This is a genomic window from Lebetimonas sp. JH292, assembly GCF_000523275.1.
Classification (GTDB): Bacteria; Campylobacterota; Campylobacteria; order Campylobacterales; family Nautiliaceae; genus Lebetimonas.
Window position 1 is genome coordinate 41,549 of the sequence record NZ_ATHQ01000001.1, and the last position, 22,219, is coordinate 63,767.

General features: G+C 30.1%; 22 protein-coding genes. 1 reads left to right on the forward strand and 21 read right to left on the reverse strand.

All coding sequences use genetic code 11. The features are described from left to right. Nucleotide 1: 1 nt before the first annotated feature. The 21 genes from DZ64_RS0100230 to bioA all read right to left on the reverse strand — a co-directional run bounded on the left by DZ64_RS0100230 (nucleotide 2) and on the right by bioA (nucleotide 20,716). A complete protein-coding gene (locus tag DZ64_RS0100230) occupies nucleotides 2-3,034 on the reverse strand; it encodes a molybdopterin dinucleotide binding domain-containing protein (RefSeq protein ID WP_024786705.1) in 3,033 nt (1,010 codons plus the stop codon). Then, the gene (gene nrfD, locus DZ64_RS0100235; RefSeq protein WP_024786706.1) at nucleotides 3,027-4,193 is read right to left on the reverse strand and encodes an NrfD/PsrC family molybdoenzyme membrane anchor subunit; all 1,167 of its coding nucleotides are present in this window, start codon (nucleotides 4,191-4,193) and stop codon (nucleotides 3,027-3,029) included. The genes DZ64_RS0100230 and nrfD overlap by 8 nt, the downstream gene beginning before the upstream one ends. Before the next feature lies 1 nt (nucleotide 4,194). Next, complete coding sequence (dsrO, locus tag DZ64_RS0100240) at nucleotides 4,195-4,995, reverse strand: sulfate reduction electron transfer complex DsrMKJOP subunit DsrO (protein WP_024786707.1); 801 nt, start codon at nucleotides 4,993-4,995, stop codon at nucleotides 4,195-4,197. 75 nt (nucleotides 4,996-5,070) lie between these two features. Continuing rightward, a complete protein-coding gene (locus tag DZ64_RS11285) occupies nucleotides 5,071-6,624 on the reverse strand; it encodes an ATP-binding protein (protein WP_024786708.1) in 1,554 nt (517 codons plus the stop codon). A 133-nt stretch (nucleotides 6,625-6,757) separates the two neighbouring features. Further along, the gene (locus DZ64_RS12550) at nucleotides 6,758-6,940 is read right to left on the reverse strand and encodes a helix-turn-helix domain-containing protein (RefSeq protein ID WP_201767400.1); all 183 of its coding nucleotides are present in this window, start codon (nucleotides 6,938-6,940) and stop codon (nucleotides 6,758-6,760) included. 37 nt (nucleotides 6,941-6,977) lie between these two features. Further along, the gene (locus DZ64_RS10315; RefSeq protein ID WP_201767401.1) at nucleotides 6,978-7,454 is read right to left on the reverse strand and encodes a response regulator; all 477 of its coding nucleotides are present in this window, start codon (nucleotides 7,452-7,454) and stop codon (nucleotides 6,978-6,980) included. A 153-nt stretch (nucleotides 7,455-7,607) separates the two neighbouring features. Further along, complete coding sequence (locus DZ64_RS0100255; protein ID WP_024788972.1) at nucleotides 7,608-8,375, reverse strand: sulfite exporter TauE/SafE family protein; 768 nt, start codon at nucleotides 8,373-8,375, stop codon at nucleotides 7,608-7,610. Nucleotides 8,376-8,390: 15 nt separating this feature from the next. Next, the gene (locus DZ64_RS0100260; protein ID WP_162147141.1) at nucleotides 8,391-8,723 is read right to left on the reverse strand and encodes a DsrE family protein; all 333 of its coding nucleotides are present in this window, start codon (nucleotides 8,721-8,723) and stop codon (nucleotides 8,391-8,393) included. A 13-nt stretch (nucleotides 8,724-8,736) separates the two neighbouring features. Next, complete coding sequence (locus tag DZ64_RS0100265; RefSeq protein WP_024786711.1) at nucleotides 8,737-9,927, reverse strand: TDT family transporter; 1,191 nt, start codon at nucleotides 9,925-9,927, stop codon at nucleotides 8,737-8,739. Between the two features lie 106 nt (nucleotides 9,928-10,033). After that, nucleotides 10,034-11,308: a HAMP domain-containing sensor histidine kinase gene (locus tag DZ64_RS0100270; protein WP_024788973.1), complete on the reverse strand. Its 1,275-nt coding sequence runs from the start codon at nucleotides 11,306-11,308 to the stop codon at nucleotides 10,034-10,036. Then, a complete protein-coding gene (locus tag DZ64_RS0100275) occupies nucleotides 11,298-11,951 on the reverse strand; it encodes a response regulator transcription factor (RefSeq protein ID WP_024786713.1) in 654 nt (217 codons plus the stop codon). Before DZ64_RS0100275 ends, DZ64_RS0100270 begins: the two co-directional genes overlap by 11 nt. Next, nucleotides 11,932-12,528 carry a DedA family protein gene (locus tag DZ64_RS0100280; RefSeq protein ID WP_024786714.1) on the reverse strand — a complete coding sequence of 199 codons (597 nt, stop codon included), beginning with the start codon at nucleotides 12,526-12,528 and terminating at the stop codon, nucleotides 11,932-11,934. Before DZ64_RS0100280 ends, DZ64_RS0100275 begins: the two co-directional genes overlap by 20 nt. Next, nucleotides 12,516-12,890, reverse strand: coding sequence for a hypothetical protein (locus DZ64_RS0100285; RefSeq protein ID WP_024786715.1), 375 nt, complete (start codon nucleotides 12,888-12,890; stop codon nucleotides 12,516-12,518). The genes DZ64_RS0100280 and DZ64_RS0100285 overlap by 13 nt, the downstream gene beginning before the upstream one ends. Before the next feature lie 124 nt (nucleotides 12,891-13,014). Next, complete coding sequence (locus DZ64_RS0100290) at nucleotides 13,015-13,575, reverse strand: undecaprenyl-diphosphatase (RefSeq protein ID WP_024788974.1); 561 nt, start codon at nucleotides 13,573-13,575, stop codon at nucleotides 13,015-13,017. A gap of 69 nt (nucleotides 13,576-13,644) precedes the next feature. Then, nucleotides 13,645-14,529, reverse strand: a complete 885-nt coding sequence (locus tag DZ64_RS12115; protein WP_162147516.1) for an ArsS family sensor histidine kinase — start codon at nucleotides 14,527-14,529, stop codon at nucleotides 13,645-13,647. Between the two features lie 191 nt (nucleotides 14,530-14,720). After that, a complete protein-coding gene (locus DZ64_RS0100300; RefSeq protein ID WP_024788976.1) occupies nucleotides 14,721-15,380 on the reverse strand; it encodes a response regulator transcription factor in 660 nt (219 codons plus the stop codon). Beyond that, the gene (locus DZ64_RS10320; protein WP_024788977.1) at nucleotides 15,377-15,817 is read right to left on the reverse strand and encodes a Spy/CpxP family protein refolding chaperone; all 441 of its coding nucleotides are present in this window, start codon (nucleotides 15,815-15,817) and stop codon (nucleotides 15,377-15,379) included. Before DZ64_RS10320 ends, DZ64_RS0100300 begins: the two co-directional genes overlap by 4 nt. A gap of 96 nt (nucleotides 15,818-15,913) precedes the next feature. Beyond that, nucleotides 15,914-16,792, reverse strand: a complete 879-nt coding sequence (htpX, locus tag DZ64_RS0100310) for a protease HtpX (RefSeq protein WP_024788978.1) — start codon at nucleotides 16,790-16,792, stop codon at nucleotides 15,914-15,916. Nucleotides 16,793-16,826: 34 nt separating this feature from the next. Continuing rightward, nucleotides 16,827-18,269 carry a hypothetical protein gene (locus tag DZ64_RS0100315; protein WP_024788979.1) on the reverse strand — a complete coding sequence of 481 codons (1,443 nt, stop codon included), beginning with the start codon at nucleotides 18,267-18,269 and terminating at the stop codon, nucleotides 16,827-16,829. Between the two features lie 183 nt (nucleotides 18,270-18,452). Further along, the gene (locus tag DZ64_RS10325) at nucleotides 18,453-19,166 is read right to left on the reverse strand and encodes a GGDEF domain-containing protein (RefSeq protein WP_051440273.1); all 714 of its coding nucleotides are present in this window, start codon (nucleotides 19,164-19,166) and stop codon (nucleotides 18,453-18,455) included. Between the two features lie 95 nt (nucleotides 19,167-19,261). Beyond that, a complete protein-coding gene (bioA, locus tag DZ64_RS0100325) occupies nucleotides 19,262-20,716 on the reverse strand; it encodes an adenosylmethionine--8-amino-7-oxononanoate transaminase (RefSeq protein ID WP_024788981.1) in 1,455 nt (484 codons plus the stop codon). A 61-nt stretch (nucleotides 20,717-20,777) separates the two neighbouring features. Here bioA and DZ64_RS0100330 point away from each other — a divergent pair, with 61 nt between their 5' ends. Then, the gene (locus tag DZ64_RS0100330) at nucleotides 20,778-22,217 is read left to right on the forward strand and encodes a peptidylprolyl isomerase (protein WP_024788982.1); all 1,440 of its coding nucleotides are present in this window, start codon (nucleotides 20,778-20,780) and stop codon (nucleotides 22,215-22,217) included. Nucleotides 22,218-22,219 lie beyond the last annotated feature (2 nt).

The window sequence follows — 22,219 nt, forward strand, 5'->3', positions numbered from 1 at the left end:
TTTATACTCCTTTTACTTTTTTTATTTTTACTGGAATCGCATGTCTTGCATTTGAACCGCATACAAAGTCGCTTGCAGTTTGCATACCAGCAGTCGGATCTAAAAGACCAATCTTGTTTATGTCTACACCGCTTTTTCTTCTTATTATAGCTTTTATCGTTTTGCCATTTATAACAATATTTTCAGCTCCGCTAGCATCTCTTCCAAGGCCATGTTCAACACCTATGCATCCAGGCATTACCCCATTTCTGTATCTCAGATATCCCTTTACTTTTCCATATTCTGATGCAACTTCTACCAAATCACCAAGATTCAGACCAAACTCTTTGGCAGTTTTTGGATTTAGATCTATATATGTTGTAAATCTTATTTCGGCCAGATTATTGCTGTTTGCATCAGGAGTTGCCAACACATTTGATTTAAAAGAAAAAGCTGTTAACGGATACTTGTCTTTAGGATATATTTCGTCATATGTTTTTCCCCCAACTTGTCTTTGCTTAAAAAATTTGATAGTTCCGCTATATCTTTCACCTGTTAGTGAATTTCTTGTAGTACCAACTGTTTCATTATATATTTGTACAGGTTTTTTATATTGATGAGCGAGAAATTCACCTTTATAACTGTCTTCTACATCTTCATATCTTCCCCCTCTAGCCATCACATATGCTGTTTTTCTCCAGTTTTTTCCACAGATTCTTTTAAGTGAAGGGACATAATCTTCTATACCACTGAGCTTTATATCCTCATCAGTTGCATCTGGTACTGGTGTACCATCCATTGCAATATTTTCAAACGCCCTTAAATATATATCCTCAGCTTTATTTAACGGATACCAGTTACCATCATTTCCTTTTATGGCTTTTTCTCCAAAACCGGGAAGTTTTAACTTTTTACCAAGAGCTATCATAAAGCTAATCATTTCTATTGGTTCCCCGTTTTTAAAAGTAGCTTGTTTTGGCTTTACAACAGGAAACCTCAACGTATTACATTTAGTTAAATAACCATTCCATACATGCACAATTCCCCAAGTCTCATAAAGGACAGAATCCGGCACGATATAATCAGCATATTTGGATGTGTCATTTATAAATGGGTCAACTGCAATAAAAAGAGGAATAGATTTTTTTGGATCAGCTAAAAGCTCTTTCATTTTACTTTCTGAACCACTTGTCCCATATAAAAAGTCAGAACTATTAGTTATTAATACATCCAACTTATAAGGATAACCTTCGGCACTATTATTTAATATATGATGTGAAAGCTGGCTTGTAAATGGAAACCAATTCCCTTTTGCAGGATATGGATTTTCACCTTTGGCTAATTTATTTTTATACTCATTTGTTTTTTCATATGACATTCTTGCTCTATCTATTCTTGTAGCTTTTATATTCGGTTTTCCTTTATATGCAAAAAGATTATATTTTTTACCTATAAAATCTTTATAAGCTCCTCCGCCTGCACTCATTCCGCCTTTATAGTTTAAGCTTCCCACCATTGCACCTAACAACATTACAGCATAAGCTGTATAAAAACCTGTAGTATGCATTGTGCCTCCATGACAGTCAACACTTGCTTTTCTGCCATGAGTAACAAGTTTTTTCGCTACTTCCTGCATAGTTTCTATACTAACTCCGCACTCTTTGGAATACTCTTGCAAACTTAATTCATTTACATTTTCTTTTAACTCATTAAAAGAAGTTCTTACACTGTATGTTTTTCCTTTGTATTCAACACTGCCTTTAAAATCAAGCACTGCCTGAATCACATCATTTGAAGATTTTAAAGTATTGTCAGTTGCATCTAAAACCAAAGGAATTTTGCCATCTTTTAGTATTTTTCCAAACCCATCTTTATCTTGAATTATTAAATGTGCAGCATTTGTCCAGGAAACATCATTCAATGCTTTCATAGCTTTTGCTGAAGGCATAGATAGATATTTTTTATTATACATTTTATTATTTATAATAATTTGTAAAACTCCCATTACAAATGCCAAATCAGTTCCGGGCTTTATAGGTATCCAATGACTTCTTGTTCCGGCTGATATCATATCACTATTGCCTTGCATCGGAGATACTATAGTATAGTCTATATTGCCTTCACTTCTAGCACGAGCTAAAAGCTTACCTTGTCTTTTAAAAGGATTGCCTGCTTGCCCCGGAGGTGTTCCAATACTAAGCAGATACTCGGTATTTTCAAAATCAGGCTTTAAATGTGGATATTTTTTAAAATTACCAAGATATGCTGCTTCTCCGGCTCTCATGGATAAACCGCAAGTTGCACCATGACCCGCCCAATTACAGGTACCGAAAGATTTTAAAAATCTATTTACAACTACTTTAAATCTTCCTTCATGAGTAGTGCCAATAAAACATAACCCGTTTGATTTGGGTCCAAATACAGGCTCATCAGGATTGATAGGAGTTTTAATGTCTCTTACATCTTTCAATCCCTTCACATGTCCTTCTCCAAAAAGATTACCACCATTTACTATTTCATCTATAAGTTGCTCAATTTCAATCTCTTTCCATTTGTTTTCACCCCTTTTTCCAACTCTTTTTAAGGGTTTTAAAACTCTAAATTTATCATCTATTTTATCAAAGACTGCATTACCTCTGGCGCATACATTGGATCTATATTTTTCAAATTTACCATTTTGGGACAATATTTCATAACTTTCTTTTATACTTGTATTATACGGTAACCAAGGATCACTTGAGAGAAGATTATAAGGGTTGCCAAAAACTCTGAGTACTTTATCAGTTTTTTTATCTATTTTTACTCTAACACCGCACTGAGTTACACAACCTATACAAGTCGTGGGACAGATTTTAAAATCATCATTAGGCACGAACTGATCATTTACATAACTGTACTCTGGCTTGTAAGAATTTCCATAAATAGGATCTTTTGCTTTTTCACCATCCGTTGACATTGTCACAGCTTGTTTTAAAGTCTTTTTATAGCCCACAATAGAAGCAGAAGCTGCTACAGCAGATGTTCCAATTAAAAAATTTCTTCTTTTTTTATCCATTTTGCACTCCTTTATAACTATCTCTCATTTCTTCATCCCATGGAAAAATCACTGCAAATATTGAAATCGCTGCAATAACAAATGCAAAATTTGATGCAACTGACATTATGCTATCCGGTCCAAAAACTGGAGATATATACTCCATAAATCCGGGCACTGTTTTTGGTAGCTCTTGTCCTCCTATGACTAAAGTTTCCCTAAACATCCATCCTCCAACAGCTGAAGCAATTGCTGCTAATGAAACTAAAAATAGTGACTTTCTTAATAAAGTTAATCCTATAATTGCAGGTATAATATAACATATAATATATTCGCCAACTACCTTGCTTAAATGTAAATCAAAATATTTAAAAAGTATATATTTGTTTGATCCATTAAACGGCATTGCAAAACTTAACCAAAATACGTGTACAAGAAGTTCTATTAAAATAAACCAGGCTAAAAGGTTGGCAAGACTTTCGATCATCTTTCTGTCAACTTTCATTTTCTCTGAAAAGAATTTTTGAAAAATTATTAACAAAATAATCAAAACGCCTATACCTTCTACCAGCGCAGAAGTAAGAAATAAAACAGGCATCAATGGCGTATGCCATAATGGAACAGCATGAACAACTCCTATAATATAGCCGGTATAAATTTCCAAAGCCATAGCTAATGGAATACCCGCAGCAGCAAGAAAATATAAAATCTTATTATCCTTATTATCTATGTTTTGTGAAACTCTGCCCAAAGTTAAAATTTTATAAAACATTCTGCCTGCTGCACCAGAGTTTTCCATTCTTTTAAGAAAATATGGACGATAAAATGTCAGTATTGTTAAAATAATGAGTCCAGTATAAGACATAAGTATCAATACTCCCCATTTCATTGGTGATGTAGGAAAGTGTCCCCATCCATAAAGGAAAAAATTTATCAAACGGCCGGGTTGCTTTAAATCATCAATAAGATTCAATGGAGCCGCCACAATAAATGCAAATGCTATCAACAATGAAAATCCGGCAATGGGACGATACTTTTTTATACCAAATACAATAGCCAAGCTAAAAATAATAAAAGCAGCGGCTGAAGTACTCGTAAACCAAAAATAGTTAGGAATATCAAACCCCCAAGCTCTGTCAGGAGTAACTGAAGCTAATGTGGTTATTATTTGTGTTTCCATTTTACACTCCTTTTTCTGGATAAATAACCCATTCTTTTTCTAAAATTTTTAATTTAGAACGCACCCAATCATCAAGGACAGGCGTCGCATCCAAAACTTCTACAAGTCGATCATCCAAACCAATATAAAACACCTGGGGTTTATTGCCTTGTTCAGGTTTTAAAACATCGTGTGAATAAGTATTAAAAAGCTTTGAAACTTCTGAATTTTTATCATTCAAATCACCAAAAATTCTTGCTCCCCCCACACATGTTTCAACACATGCCGGTAATAGCCCTTTATCAACTCTTTGTGCACAAAAATTACATTTATCTACTACTTTTGTCTCTGTATTGATAAATCGTTTATCATAAGGACAAGCTTCTACACAGTATCCGCACCCCCAACAAACAGTATTATCAACGACAACAATTCCATCTTCTCGTTTAAATGTTGCTCCTGTTGGGCAAACACTTACACAAGAAGGCTCATCGCAATGATTACATAGTTGAGGCAAAAATCCTTTCCTAACATCTGGAAATTCTCCAATCTCCATCTCGGGAACATACGTTCTATGCTGTCCTTTAGGAACTTGATTTTCCACCATACATGCTGCTGTACAAGCTTGACAACCTATGCATTTTCTAAGATCTATAACCATTACAAAATGTTTACCTTTTTGACCAATATATTTTGGGTCATCTTTATCTCTACCAGGGATTTTTAAAGAAAAAGCATTTGCGTCAGATGCTGCTACCATAGCAACCGCTGTTGAAGCAATTCCTTTTTTAATAAAATCCCTTCTTGATTTTTCTTTAGGCATATTTACTCCTTTTTAAGAATTCAAACAATTATAAAACAAAAAAGGGGGAAAACAGGGGGAAAAATTAAATCATTATTAAAAAATTATAGTAAAAACTGCTCCCTTATCTTCATTTTTAACTTCAAGTTTTCCATTATTGTTTTTCTCAATAATAGTCTTTGTCATATATAATCCTATACCAATACCGCTTTTAGCGTGCTTTGTACTAAAGTATGGTTCAAAAATTTTATCTATAGGAATAACTTTTATTCCTCCTGCGTTATCCGAAATAAGAATTATTTTGTTTGAATTTTCTGTGAAAGTTTTTACATGTATTTTACCATTTCGTATACCTCTTTGAACAATTACATCTTTAGCATTAACAATGATATTTAAAACCGCTTGAGCCATTTCATTTGGATAACCGTTTAATGTAAAATCATCTTTTATTTCTATATCAAGCTTAATATTATTATTTTTCAGTGAAGCTATTATAAGTTTTTTTATTTTTTCTATAAGATTTGATACAAAAAAATTTCTAAAATCATCTATTGTTTTAGACATAAATGCAATTGCTTCATTTGCTTCTTGTATTTTTAACTTAAATTTTTCTTTTGTAAGATTGTTTCTTTCAGAATGAAGTTCCATACTTATTAGAATTAAAGACAGTTCAGTTAAAGGCTGCCTCCATTGGTGAGCTATATTTCCTATCATTTCACCCATACTGGCTAATTTACTTTGATGAAGTAATATTCTCTCTTTTTCATTTACTTCTCTCTCTTTTTTTAGCCTCTCTTTTATCTCCTTTTCCACTCTAATCTGTAAATTTTTATTTAACTTTTGCAACTCTTTTTGACTATTTACAAGTTTTGTATTTACTTCATCGAGTTGCCTTAAAATGATATCAAAACCATAATTTATAACTACAGCAGTAACTATAATAAATAATATTATTCCTATAACACCTTGTAAAATCGCTTTATTTAATATCATTCTCCAATTGGAAATATCCTGAAAAAAAATGATCTTAAAATCATTTTTTTTATTTATACCTCTTCCTTTAATGATATAAGTCAGATAATCTCTCTTTTTAAACTTAATCTCTTTAAAATTGGATAGTTTCTTATTTTTTATCAATTTTTTAACATAATCGTTTCCATGTAATGAAAAAATGAGGTTTTGCCCGTAACCGTCATAATATATATATGCATCCATATCTATAAGTTTTCTAATTTGAGATAGAAAATATCTGGGATCTATTACAAAAACAACATATCCTATTATATTGGAGTTTTTATCTCTTGCCTCAGACACGGTATGATAAAAAAACTTTCCCTCCCCATACCAAAAGCCGTCATATGGAAATTTTTTACCTTTGATATAAGGAAGTTTTAACTGTGCTTTTTGACCAAAATATGTCAAAAGTTTTCCATTATTATCATAAAAAGCAAAAGTTGTTAAGTATCTGTTCTCTTTTGTTATAATTTTCCATCTTGGAAGACTTAAATCATGCAACGCTTTTATATCTTTTTTTTCAAATGCTTTTTTTATCCCGTAAGAATTTATGTTGGCATATCCTCTTGTCGTATAAAACTTTCTTACTCTTTTTAATATTTCATTATAAACGTGCGTTACTTTTTTAAGCTCCATTTGCTGGTTGGCTTTGGCAAAATTCTTTATATCTATATATCGTATGGAAAAAAATATGACGGACAGGGTAATGATAACGAACAGGACAAGTATAATGGTTTTTGTTTTTACCGATACGGAGCTTGATAAATTTTTAAATTTCAAATATATATCCTATGCTGTATATATTTTTTATATTTTGGGAACCTATCTTTCTTCTAATCTCTTTAACAAGAGATTTGACAGCTTCTTTGCTTGGATATTCATATTCCCAAACATAATTGGAAATTTCATCAAAAGACACAACTTTATTTGCATTTTGAATCAAAAACTCCAAAAGTCTGCTTTCTTTTTTAGATAAGTTTATGTTTTTATTACCATAAGATACTGTTTTTTTTTGCAGGATTATAAATACAGCCATTTTTTAATTTTATGTTCATATTGTAATCAACTAGTTCTAAAGCTACTTTTTCCAATGCTTTTAAGAAATTATTTTTATCGAAAGGTTTTATTAAAAATTTTGTAATTTTAAGTTCAATTGCTCTCCACAAATAATTTTGTTCAGTATGAGCAGATAATATAATGACAGGAATTTTTTTTATTTTTTTTCTTATTTCTTTAACAGCATCTAATCCATCCATATTTGGCATACAAATATCAAATATTAAAACATCATAATTTCCAAAACTCATTTCCTCGACAGCTTCTTTGCCATTACAAACAGCTACCACCCTTTCAAAAAATATCTCTAAAATATCAATAACTTTATTTCGTATTCCATCTTCATCTTCCGCATATAAAACTTTTTTATCAGACAATATATTTAATATGTCAATATTATTTATTTTCATCTTTTAGCCCTCTAATGTATAATTTTATTTTTGATATAATTATACATAAAATTTAATAAAGAACTTCTGTATTTCTTTACTAAAAAACATCTTCTTCTGTACAATAAATCATTAAGTAAAATTAATATTTTTTTATAAAACATTAAATAAAACTTAGATGTTTGTTAGCTTTATAATATTCTCAATAAAAATTCCTATACCCATAATAATTGTAAAAACTGCAAAAATAAAACGCAATCTATTCTGATTGATTTTTTTAGCAAAATATGCACCGATAAATCCGCCTAAAGCACCTCCTATTGCAAAAACTGCACTTATATTATAATCAATTTCTCTGCCTTGAATTAAATAACTTAATAATCCAAAAACTCCAAACAAAAATATAATAAACAATGAAGTTGCAATAGCTTCTTTTATTTTTAAATTAGCTCCCATATATAATGCCGGTACAAGTAAAAATCCTCCTCCTACACCAAAAAAACCACTGGCAAAACCGGTTATAAAACCAAGAATTAATATCTTTTTATAATCAATTCCTGTTGTTTTTTTATTTATCTTTTGATTTTTTGGTTTGGTCATTTTAAAACCTATAAAAATCATTAATATTGCAAAACTAATTAAAAGATCAGGTCCTTTTAGAACTTTATTTGCCAATGAACCAAGATATATACTGATAATTCCTGGTGTTGCCATTAAAAATGCTATTTTAAAATTTACAAGAAACTCTTTAATATAAGAAAAAGAAGCGATAAGAGAGGTTATACCTACAGCTATAAGCGAAGTAATAATGGCTAAATGAATATCTTCCCCTACTAAATATACAAGTAAAGGAACAGCAATTATAGACCCTCCTCCACCTGTTAAACCTAAAGCAACTCCTGAGATTAAACCTCCTATTAATGCTAAAATAATATCAGTCATAAAGATTTCTTGATTTTATGCCACTACAAAATAAGTATAACCGGCTTTTCTATAAGCATTAATGGCTTGTAGTCCGCCTTCACTTGCAATTGATGTCCCTTCAGGCAAATCTTTACTATCTAATCCGAGTAAATGCATACTGTTTATACAAAAATTAAAATCTACTCCCTTAGCTGCAAATTCTTCAATTTTTTCTTTTAAATGCCCGTGTGCAAATGCAGGTAACACTGCCCCGCCAACAACTACAACCTTAATATCAACTTCTTCCATATTTGCATGTAACATATTGAATAAATGCACATAATGACTCGGTTCCAATAATTGCATTACCCATTTTTCTTGTTTCATAGTATTATCCTTTTTATGTATATTTTTTTTTATTTTGTTCAAACTTTTTACACTCCTCTTCTTCTTTTGGCAATCCTGTTTCAGGAGATAAACAAGGAGCATGGAATAGATATCCGCTCCACATTCCTTTTATAGTTTTTACAAATATAATTAACCAAAACACCATTAACTGTACGCTTAAAAGCATTCCGAAATATTCAAATGCATTTATGCCTGTTTCTTTCCAAAGTTGAAAAGTTGACGCTGTAAAAACTCCTACCGGGAAAGTAAATCCCCACCATCCCATATTAAAAGGCAGTCCTTCTTTGAAAAACTTTAATGTTATAAACCAAGCCATAAAAAACCACCATAATGCATATCCCCATATTAACAATCCCATAATTAATCCAAAATCGTATAAAAATGAAGATATTCCTTCTAAGCCTGTACCAGCTAATGCACTTTTAGCACTGTTTCCAAGCAAAAGCAATCCAAGTGCACCTGTTCCTAATGGTCCCAACGTCAGCCAGCTGGTAACAGCCATTGCTTTATCAGGAAGTTTATGAGTTGCAAGCCTTAAAAATAAAATCACCAATATTGAAAATGCCAATGGCACAGAAAACGTCCATAAAATGTAACTTAATATAAGCATAGTCTCACCCATAGAATTTGGAAAATATGGAGCCAACATTCCACCTGCAGATGCGGTAACTTCAGAAGCTACAATTGGTAAAAGCCATACAGCTGTCATATTTTCCAATTTATGTTCTTTTTGAACTGTAAACATTAAATAAGGCACTAACCATCCTACACCTACTGCTAAAATAACATCAATCCACCATAAATATAATGCTATATCCAAAGCTTTATCACCCATTATTGGTGGACCAAATATAGCAAATCCTTCTAATATTGGGACTAATGCCATAGGTATAGCTCCTAAAAACATAGATTGAACGGGGTGCTTTAACATAAGAGCAATAGCTTCAGGATATAAAATTATCCTGGCAATCATTAAAAATGAAAACAGTAAAAAGAAAAGAATATCGACTATCCAAAATCCAATACCAATTTGTGTTTGGCCGTAAAATATATTTGTATTTATATTATGTAATGTCAAAAAAGCAATACCGGTACCCATATTAAGAGTAAACCAGTTTGGTGTGAAGTCTCTAATTACTTCTGATAAGCCTTTATTTTGTAAAGGTTTTAAATTCATTTTCATATCCTTTTTTTTGTAATAATATATAAAATTTAATAATTAGTAAAATTAATTAAATTTAATTAAATAATTATTTTTTTTAATAAATAAGATATTTTAATTTTATATTTTAAAAAACAACCTCTACTTTGGTGTCTTTATTTACTTCAGAGCTGATAATAATTTTTCCGTTATAAAATTCAACAATTTTTTTGACAATCGAAAGCCCGAGTCCAAAACCTTCTGTTTTTTTGTTTCTGCTTTTTTCAATTCTGTAAAATTCATCTGTTATTTTTGAAATTTCTTCTTTTTTTATGCCTATTCCTTCATCTTCAACAATAAAATGAATGTTTGAATCTTGGTATAAAGATACATAAATATTTTTATTTTCAGGTGTATATTTAATTGCATTTTCTATAAGGTTTGAAAAAACTACATATATTAAATTTTTATCACCCGTAAAAAGCACTTTTTCAAAATTTTCAATATGAAGTTTTAAATTTTTCTCTTTTAATTTACCCTCAAATCTTTCTAATACCTGCAATAACACATCATCAAGTTCTATTAACTTATTATTTTGATTATTTAAATTTTTTGTAAGTAAAAGTAACGAATTTATTATTTTTTGCAAATTTGAAATTTCATTATTTATTTTTTTTAATGCATTTTTATAATAATCAATATTTCTTTCTTTTCTTAAAGCTAAATCAATTTCACCTTTTATTATTGTCAAAGGAGTTTTAAGTTCATGTGAAACGTCGGAATTAAACCTTTCTATTTTTTTAGCTCCTTCATTTAATCTTTTTATCATTTCATTGAACGCAAGGGCTAAATTTTGAAGTTCTGTATAATTTTTAGGTATAGGCAGAGTTTCATTTAAATTTTGAATAGTGATTTTTTTTGCAAGTTCGGTTGTTTTTTCAACGGGCTCTAATATTTTATTAATCATTTTATTTGCAAAAAACAAAAGAATTATAATTAAAAGAGGGTCTAATACTAAAAGTGTATCTTCTAAATTTTCAACTTTATCAATAATATTCTTTTTTATTAAAATAATTTTATCCTCACCGTTTTTATAGACAAAAACAGCTCTTAATTTTTCTCCCTCATCTATAACTTGAAAAGTTTTATTAAAATCAATATTTTTATCAAAATTTTTGCTTTTAAAAATAATTTTGTTATTTTGATAAATTAAAACTTCAAGATTTGTAAGCTTTTCGTTATAAGAAAAATTTTTTAAGTGATTTTCAATATAAACTGCTTCTTTATAAAGCCTGTTTTTAATTGATTCTTTAATGGATTTATTAAAAAAATATACAGCCAAAAAGCTGAAAATAAAAATAATAATAATTAAAACTGCCCCAAACCATAACAGTATTTTTATTTTTAAAGAATTAAACTTCAAGCCTGTATCCTAAACCTCTGTAATTTTTGATAATATCCCCTACTTTTTTTCTAAGATGATACATTGTAACGGCAATTACATTATTATCAATATATTCTTTTTCTCTCCATAGTTCATCTTTTATTTTTTCATTTGATATATAAGCATTTTTGTTTTTTATCATAAATAAAAGAAGTTCATACTCTTTTGCGGTAAGCTTAATAATTTTATTGTCTTTTTTAACTTCCTTAGTATTTAAATCTATTTCCAAATCTTTAATTTTTAATATATTTTGATATGTTTTTAAATTTCTTCTGATAAGTGCTTCTATTCTGACTAATAATTCTTCAAATTCAAAAGGCTTTGTTAAATAATCATCTGCCCCGCTTTTAAAACCTTTTATTTTATCACTGAGTTCACCTTTAGCAGTAAGCATTAAAATCGGGGTATTTATTTTTTCTTTTCTCAAATGCTCAATTATTTCAATTCCTGACATTTTAGGCAACATCCAGTCTATAATAATCAAATCATAATTATTAATTTCTGCCAAATATTCCCCTTCTTCCCCGTCAAGGGCAAAATCTACTTTTTTACCTTCTTCTTCAAGCCCCCTTTTTAAAAAAGAAACAATTTTTTCATCATCTTCAACCAAAAGAATTTTCATTTTTAGCCTTTTGATATTTATAATAAATAAAAATAATTACTGCTAATATTACCAGTGTAATGGCAGTGATTTCTCTTAAATATTTATGAATAAGCTCCTGGTTTTGACCTATAAAATATCCAAGTCCCACTAAAACCAAAATCCAAATAAGACTTCCTAGTGCTGTAAAAAAACTAAAAATAATTCCGTTCATATTAGCAAGTCCTGCAGGAAAAGAAATATACTGCCTCACACCCGGTATCAGTCTTCCGGAAAAAGTGGAAATATGACCGTGTTTTTCAAAAAAATAATCAAGTTTATTTAGTTTTTCTTTGCTTATGAATTTTTCTAAAAATTTTCTGCCAAACTTACTTGCCAATAAATAATTAAACCACGCTCCGCTGAGCGAGCCTAAAACTCCTGAAATAATAACCAAAAACAGATTCATATCCCCCTTGTAAGCCAGATACCCGGCAGGTATCATAACAACTTCACTTGGAAAGGGAAAAAAAGAGCTCTCTAAAAACATTAATATAAAAATTCCAATATATCCCCAATTTCCGATGGTTGTAACTAAAAAATGAACTATTGCTTCCACATTTTCCTCCAAAAACTTTTAAATTTTTCTTTATAAGGTTTTATAAAAAAAGCAATTTTTTCTTTAAGCTGTTTGAATTTTTCTTTTAATTCTAAAAACAGAGGATTTTTTTCTATCTTTTCATACAGAAAATATCCAAACTGAATAATTTTATATTTCATAAGCCTGTCTTTATTTCTTTTAAAAATATCAACACTCGGAATATAAATAATTATTTTTAAAATATAAAACAGACTTCCTGTAATTACAAAGCCCTTGGCAGCTAAAAAAACACCTATTGTAGCCGAGGTTTCAGCAAGAATTACTATAAATACAAAAGAAAAAAGCAAAACCAAATCATTGCTGTTTTCAATAAATCGCATTATTCTTTCATAAAAATGAAAATTTTTTATAAATAAAAGAAGCTTTTTTGCCGAATTTACAACTACTTCTTCAAATAAAAACCATAAAAAGAAAAAAAGATATTCTAAAAACTTTTTTATTTTCTTAATTTTTAACTCCTAAAATTTTATTCCATATAAAAATAGCAATGTCATTTAATTTCTGCAATTTTTCTTTTAATGAATAAATTATTATTGCAGAAATTAATCCAACGAAAAATCCTCCAATTATATCAAAAGGCCAGTGAACACCAACATACACCCTTGCAATTCCACAAAGAAGAGCCAATAAAAACGCAAAAATTCCTATAATTCTTGTAGATTTGAACATCAAAAGCATAAATGCAATTGAAAAAGTTAGTGTTGCATGGTCTGATGGAAAAGAGTTTTCTGGCTTATGATGAATTAGCAGCGTTCCTATATGAACCATAAAAGGTCTTGGATGAAAATAAATAAGAGTAATTATTTGATTAAGTAAAAGTCCCATCATTGCGGAATAAAAAGCAAATAATGATTCATTTTTTCTTTTACTAAACCATAGATAAATTAAAATAATTGCAAAAATAAATGGTGTTGTTTTAGCACTTAAAATCATAATTTCATCTAACAGATGATTATATCCCGCTAAAGAATTAATATCTAAAAACCATTCTTTATTAAGCCCCATTATATTCCCTTTTTAAGGAATTATAATGGGGAAAATGAAAAAAGAATGAAAATATATTTTAATTCATAACTAAAACTCTATAATAAAAATATTTTGTCCATCTTCATATCTGTAATCTAATTTCATATTATGAAACTTCAAAATTGAAAAAACTATATACAACCCTAACCCCATTCCGTGATTATGCGTTTTTATATCATTATGAAAGGGATTAAAATAACTTTTTAAAGGTTTTGGAAGTCTATTCCCTTTTGAAATAAACAATAGCCGGTTTTTAACCTGTTTAATAATTATTTTATGGTCTTTTGAATATTTTAAACCGTTATCAATAAGATTCTTTAAAGCCAAAGACAAAAGTTCTATATCTCCTTTTATTTTAGTATTCTCATCTATTGAAACTGTTATATTTTCAATCTCTTTTTTTTCAAGTAGATATACAGAAAAAGCTTTTTCTGATAGCTCTTTTAATGTAAAAGTAGTTTTATTTAAATGATAATTTTTTGAAATAACCTGTTCCGCTTTTGCAAAATCGTTAATTAAATAATTTAATTTGTCAAATATTTTAATTAAACGTTTTTTTTGTTTTTCATCATTTACCAACTCACTTACTATTTTTCCTTTTGCAATAGGGGTTTTAAGCTCATGCATTATTGTTCTCAAAAACAGATTGCGCGAATTAAGCAATAACTCTTTTTCTCTTATATTTTTAATTATTAAAAAATATATAAAAATTAATATAATTAAAAACATAAAAAAAACCGCATATAAAAAATAACCCGTTTTTCGTATATTAGAAGGTTTTTGTACACAAATTTCAAAAAAAGGTGTTCTAATAAAAAGATAAATTTTATCTTTATAAAAAAAGAGATTAAAATTTCTTCTGTGAATTTTAAAATTATATTTTTTTAAAAATTTTCTACAATTTTTTACCTGTTTAAATCCAATACTATTCAATAATTCCAAACTTTCTTTATAATTTAATCTATTCTTGTGTATATATCTTATTATAGGTGTATATTGCCTGATAGTTTTTATATAGTTTTTATGCTTTATCTCTTTTTGAATAAAAAAAAAGCCTGTTGATATAACAATTAAAATTATTATAAAAAAAATACGTAATTTATTTTCTAAAGAAAGATTAATTTTCATTCGCTAAGCCTGTATCCCATACCTCTTATTGAAAAGATATATTTGGGATTTTTTGCATTGTCATTTAATTTTTTTCTAAGTCTTCCGATAATTACATCCAGGCTTTTACCGTAAAGGTCGTTTAAAGTTTCACAATTTTCAATGATATATTCTCTTGAGAGTGTGGTGTTTTTGTTTTTAATTAAAACGAGTAATACTTCATATTCCGCATATGTTAAATTCAGTATTTTATCTTTAAAATTTCTAACCTGTTTTTTTTCATCGTAATCAAACAAACTTTTTTTAATAATTTCTTTCTTTTTGTTTCTTCTTAAAAGACTCATGATAACAGCATACATTTCTTTTGGGTCGTACGGTTTTGGAAGATAATAATCAGCCCCTCTCTCCAGCCCCAAAACTTTATCGGCAACATCGCTTCTTGCACTTGAAATAATTATAGGAATATTGCTTTTTTTCCTTATTTCTTTACAAACTTCCAAACCGTCAATTCCGGGAAGAGTCAAATCCAAAATCACTAAATCATAATTTGAAAAATTAGTAACAAGGCCCATATAAGGGTCTTGGTAATTTGTTATTTTAATATTGTATTTTTCTAAAAGCTCCCCTAAAAATTCTGCAAATTCAGGGTCATCTTCTATCATTAAAACATTTATCATTTTAATCTGCACTGTTTTAATTTTCTCATTTCAAGCATCAGTTTTAACTGCTCTTTTTGATTATCGTTTAACACGTTATAAATTTTTTCAATAAGTTCTGCCTGGCGTTTTATGGCATTTTCTCTTCTGTTTTCCAAAATCTGAATAAATTTGCTTTTATTAAAAGATGTTTTTGTAAATGCATCACTTACATTTTCACTGTTGCATCTTGCATTTTTTATAATATCTCTTATTTTCATTCTTTGCTCTTTTGATAAATCGAGTTTCATAACCATTGCTATAACAGAATTGCCTCTTTTATGTTTTTTACCGTCTTTTATATTATGCTTTGGAGGCATCGGTTGCATTTGATTTTGCATACTTTGAGGTCCAAATGCAAAAGCTGATGAGGTAATTAAAGCTACTGCCAACACTGAAATTAGTTTTTTTGTTTTCATTGAAAACTCCTTTTTATTTTTTTTGCAAAAAAATTATAACCCTTTAAAGTAAATAAAAAATAAATAGAAAGTAAATGAAAGTAAACAAGAGAAAAATTATACGTTATATCCTAATTCCCTTGCCACCCTTTTTATATTCTCAAGCCTTTTCTCAATTGGAGGATGAGAAGCAAATAATTCCATAAATCCCACAATTCCAAATGCTTTCATTTCAGCAGGAAGCGCAATTTTTTCTTTTGGAATCTCTCCAAGTTTTGCTAAGGCATAATAAATTCCCTCCGGCCCGTCTATTTTTACTGCCCCGGCATCGGCTTTATATTCCCTGTATCTGCTAAACCACATGGCGATTATTGTGGCAAATATGCTTAAAACCATCTCAAGTGCAAATGAAATTGCCATATATGTAAAAGGATTTACATTTCCTTCCTCATCTTTCGGTGCAACAATATTTGCTATCAGGCGTGAAATAAAAAACACAATCGAATTCAACACACCCTGGACTAATGTCATTGTTATCATATCCCCGTTTTTGATGTGATTTATTTCATGTGCTAATACGCCTTCAATTTCTTTTGTGTCCAGCATATCAAAAAGGCTTGTTGAAACAGCTACAAGTGCATTGCTTTTAGAAGGGCCTGTTGCAAACGCATTCGGAGGACCATCAAATATCCCGACTTCCGGCATAGGAATACCGGCGTTCCCTGCAAGTTTTGCAACGGTGTCAACAAGCCACTTTTCAGCTTCATTTGAAGGAGTTTCAATAACCCTGACACCCGCACTCATTTTTGCAAGCCATTTAGATAGCATTAGTGAAATTATACTGCCGCTAAATCCAACAATTACCGCCAAAACTGCAAGTCCGCTCACAGTTCCTGGGTCTAACCTGATGTGAAAAACAGCTTCTATGATAAATATTGTTAAATATATTGAAGCCATAACGGCAAGGTTCATAATAATAAGCATTAAAATTGCCATTTCTCCTCCTTAATTTTTTAAATTATACAAAAATTCAGTTAATTTTGGATGATTTTCTAATCATCAAATAATAGATAGTAACTGTAGGAATTGTAACATTTAAAACTGTTACTATTATCATTAAAATTCCAAGCTGCGAATAATCCTGAGGAACAATTATTTTCCCGTTTTGGACAATCTGTCTGCTGATTATAAAAATTTGATTCAAATACTTCGTGAGTATTCCCCCAGCCGTTAAAGCTAAATTCATAAGACTTGCCATAAGCGCAAACCATGTAGCCCTTTTCCCTTCGGGTGCATGTATTGCAATCAGTGTCAAAAGGGGTATCATACTAAGCTGATCAAACGGAGATTCAACAGCGGTATCTATAATTGCAACAGTTTTTGGAGCCAATCCCATTGCTTGGGGAATTCCATAATAAAGTCCGATTATAGGTAAAAACAGTATGGTGGTTACAATTGTAAGCCACAAAAGCGTGTAATGGGCAGGTTTTTTTGCTATAAAATCGCTGAAAAGCCACATTCCCAATATTGAAAGTATTGCACCTATTTGGGCAAGTGTACCGAAAAACGCTTTATTAAAATGCAATACATCTATTTCCCACCACTGAAGCCCCGGACCGACACTCGGCATTGCACGGTAAATAAAAATAACAATTGCCGTTTTTATAATAAATTTTCTTTTTATTTCATTTATATCTTTTAAAACCAGACTCAGCATATAACTTATAACAGCCAAACTTACAATAAAAATAATATCCTGGGAATGTTTAAAAAGAAAAGCCAATATTTTATTATCCCATTTTTGATATTCAGCATATCCCATTAAAACAACAAACACCGCAAAAATGAGCCCTCCGCACAAAATTTTACAGTTAATTGGACTCGGTTTTGCAACATCAAGTTTGACCAATGTAACTCCTGTAACCGAAATTAAAGGTATTAAAAGAGCAATTTCAAACACTTTTTCATAAGGAAGAATCTCGGCAATCCATCCGCTTAAGCCTGCCACCAAAACTGCAGCCAAAGATATTGCAAGTCTTCCTAAAATCTGAACATATGCGAGCTCTTCCTCCACTTTTTCTTCAGGCTGGTTTCTGTCCACAACCTCGGTGCTCATTGTATCCGCCACAACATCCTGAAGGACAAATCCTATAACACTTAAAAATGAAGCTATAATATAAACATTGTCTTTAGAGCTGAATTGTGCCCAGGAATGATTTCCAGCAAGTCCTATTAGCAAAATAGTCCCCATTGCTATAAATCCAGCACCTATATACACATAAGCTCTTCTTTGTGAACCGAATATCGGAATACTGTCTACAAGTTGCCCGAAAACCATTTTTATAGTCCAGGGGACACTTAGCCAAACACCAAGGGAAATTAAAGCGGCAGCTGAAAGATGCAGCTGTTCTTTTACCCAGAAGGTCTCGGCAACCCCGCTTATACCGCTTGCTCCGTATGCAAAATAGACCATAAGTAGAGGTAAATATTTAATTTTAAAATGCTTTATAGGATTTAATAGAGAATTTTTAATAGCTTCCTTTTATATTTATCAACATTAGCCTTTTTTGACTATAATTATAATAAAAAAGGCAACATATGGTTAATGTAATTAAAGGTGATATAAGAGATTTCAAAGCAGATTTTATAATTGTAATCAAATAATTTTAATCAGATAACCGTTTTTGCCTGTTTTTTTGACCTCGTACATAATTTTATCCGCAGTTTTAATAAAATTTTCAAGTTTTAAATTTTTTGCAGGTTCCCTTACATAAACGGCTCCTATACTTACTCCTATTTTAAAATTATCTTTTATCTTAATATTATTGATTTTTTCTAAAAGAATATTTAAAAATTTTTCAAAATTTTCAAAATTAGACGGTATTGTAAAAATCAGAAATTCATCCCCTCCCAATCTGCAGTATGCATCGTTTGATCGTAAAAAGGTCTGTTTTACAATATCAGCAACTTTTTTTAATATTTCATCACCATATTTATGCCCAAAAGTGTCATTAATATTTTTAAAACCGTCTAAATCAAAAAAAATTAAAGCGAATGATAATTTTTCTCTTTTAGCAACGGAAAACAATTTTTCCACATCATACATAAATTTATACCTATTAGGCAACATTGTTAACATATCATAATGGGCAAGACCGGAAAGTTGCTTAGTGAATTTCAAGCCTATAAAATGATGAATTATAATAATAAACACAACAGATAATTGTATAAAAAAAGAAATTCTATTCTGTGTAAAAACAAAAGCGTTTATTAATAAAACAGTAATTAAAAAAAAGTGTTCGGCAATAATTCTATATTCAGATAATTTTATATTGAAATACATTGAAAATTTAAGCCCCCTCTTTTTCATAGAACAAAATTATTAATACCATATTAAAATTAAACTAATATTAAAAATTAAAGTTTATAAAAATAATATCAAAGACTTATTTTAACATAATAATATTACTCTAAATTTTTTATACCTTCAAAAGCAATATCTATCATTTTATCGATTTCATCTTTTTTTATAACATAAGGCGGCATAAAATATATTACATTTCCAAGAGGTCTAAGTAAAACTCCGTTTTTTAACCCGTATTCATATACTTTAAGGCCCATTCTCCTCTCCCATGGATAATCAATCATTTCTATTGCGCCAATCATCCCGGTCTGACGGATTTCTTTTACATTTTTTAATTTTTTAAATTCCTGCATTCTATCCCATATATATTTGCTTATCATTTCATTGTATTCTAAAATACTCAAATTTTCATTTTTCACTTTACACTTTTCACTTTTAACATCAAATTCCCATTTTTCATCATGGCAACTCTTCAAGTAGCCAGATGAGCAAAGCTCATTTTCCATTTTCCATTTTTCATTTTTCATTATAAGTTCCCATTCTCCATTACTTTCAATCCACTTTCCGTTCTCAAATATATCGAGTGTTGCATTGGCGGCCGCACACCCGAGGGCATTGGCAGTATATGAATGCGAATGTAAAAATGCTTTTAGTTCTTTATAATCACAGTAAAATGCGGAGTATATCTCATCTGTAGTAAGTACAACGCTTAAAGGCAGATAGCCACCTGTAAGCCCCTTGCTTAAGCACATAAAATCTGGCTTTATTCCGGCCTGCTCACAGGCAAACATGCTCCCGCTTCTACCAAACCCAACGGCAATTTCATCGGCAATAAAATGAATATTAAATTCTTCACACAGTTTTTTAAGCCCTTTTACAAAAGAAGGAGAATGCATTTTCATATAACCCGCACACTGTATAAGAGGCTCTATTATTAATGCACTTACTTTTTTATGATATTTTTCAAAAATTATTCTGGTTTTATCTAAAGCTTTTTTAGTTTCCTCTTCGCTTTTGTCTTTCGGAATCGGAACAGTCATGTTTTTTATTAAAATTTCTTTATATGTGTCTTTGTAAAGACCCACATCACCCACACTTAAAGCTCCTATTGTCTCACCGTGATAGGAATTCTCAAGAGAGAAAAAAAGAGGTCTGGTTTTACCTCTGTTTTTCCAGTAATGAAAGCTCATTTTTATGGCAACCTCCACGGCAGAGCTTCCGTTATCGGCATAAAAAACCTTATCAAACCCACTCAGTTTGCAAAGCCTTTCGCTGAGCCTTATGGCCTGGGGATGGGTAAATCCTGCAAAAATTACATGTTCAAGCGTTTCAAGCTGTTTTTGAATTTTTTTGTTAATATAATTATTGCTGTGGCCAAAAAGATTAACCCACCAGCTGCTTATGGCGTCAATATATCTGTTTCCTTCGAAATCCTCCAAATAAACACCCTCACCTTTTTTTATCGGTATTAACGGCAAAAATTCGTGATCTTTCATTTGAGTGCACGGATGCCAGTTGTATTTTAAGTCTTTTTTCATAATTTCTCTGTTTTTCATTAAAAATCCCTTTTTTCGGATGTTTTTTTTTATTATAATATCAAAAAACAAAAGGCAGTTAATGATTGAATGGATGCAGACACACAGAAAATGGCTGGTAATTACCATCTGGATAGCCACCATTGCTTTTATAGGGGCCGGATTTGTAGGATGGGGACAGTTTAATTTAAGCTCAAAATCTTCTACGGTTGCGGAAATAAACGGAAATACCAAAGTTAACATTCAGGATGTCCAGGAAATTTACAATAATCTTTTTATGGATTTAAATAAACAGCTTGGGGGAAAACTTGATGATGCAACAGCCGAAAAATTGGGTCTGAAACAGCAGGCTTTTAAAATGGCGCTTGAGCAGGGAATTCTGAGGGCGTATGCAAAAAATCTGGGACTTTATGTAACAGATGAAGAAGTGGCAAAAGCGATAATTGATACCTTCAAAAACACCAACACTTATAAAAAATATCTTCAAATTAACGGATTGAAAGCAAAAGAATTTGAAAATAATTTGAGAAAAAAACTTTTAATCCGAAAGCTTATGAGTGCATTACATTTAAAACCTTCAGATACAGAACTGCTGACACTCGCAAGCGCACTTTATAATGCAGACAATATTTCAATACAAATAATAAATAAAAATAATATAAAAGTGGATATAAGTGAAGATGAGTTAAGAGCTTTTTGGAAAAAAAACAAAGACAAATACAAAACACCCCCAATGTATAAAATTGCAATAGTCAAAACGCCTATCACCGGCGAAGTCAGCGAAAAAGAATTAAAAGATTATTATAAAAACAACAAAAATGATTTTAAAAACGAAAAAGGTGAAATATTGCCGTTTGAAAAAGCAAAAAGCCAGGTCAAACAGGCACTTTTGGCCCAAAAATCCAAAAGAGAAGCTATATTGGCTTATAAAAAACTTAAAGAAGGGGCAAACAATTATAAATTATACACATTGGGCATAAATAATAATTTAATTCCCCCGCAAAAAATGCAGGAACTTATTAAAACAGGATATTTAAAACCGTTTATAAAAAATAGTTTTTATATCAGCGCTTTATTAATAGAAGAAATAAAACCCTCCCCTATGCCGTATATAAAAGCAAGAGCTTATGTTTTAAAAGAATTATTGAACATAAAAACAAAAAAAGCACTTCTTCAAACAGCTAAAAACAGACTTAAAAACTTTAAAGGCAGGAATATAGGATATGTTACAAAATACGATGCCGTTAAAATAAAAGGTTTAAAACCTACTGAAGCTACAGAATTTTTATTTAATCTCTTTTTATCAAAAAAGCCTGAAGGATATTTTTTAATACCGTCCCAAAATCCTAAAAAAGCAGTTGTTTATAAAATTTTGGAACAAAAGTTGCTGGATAAAATTAAATTTGAAAAAAACAAAGCACAGGTTAAAATATTCGCGGATAATCTGATTAACACTCAGGCTATTCAGGATTTAATTAACGAATTAATGCAAAAATATCATATAAAAAGCTATGTAAAATAAAG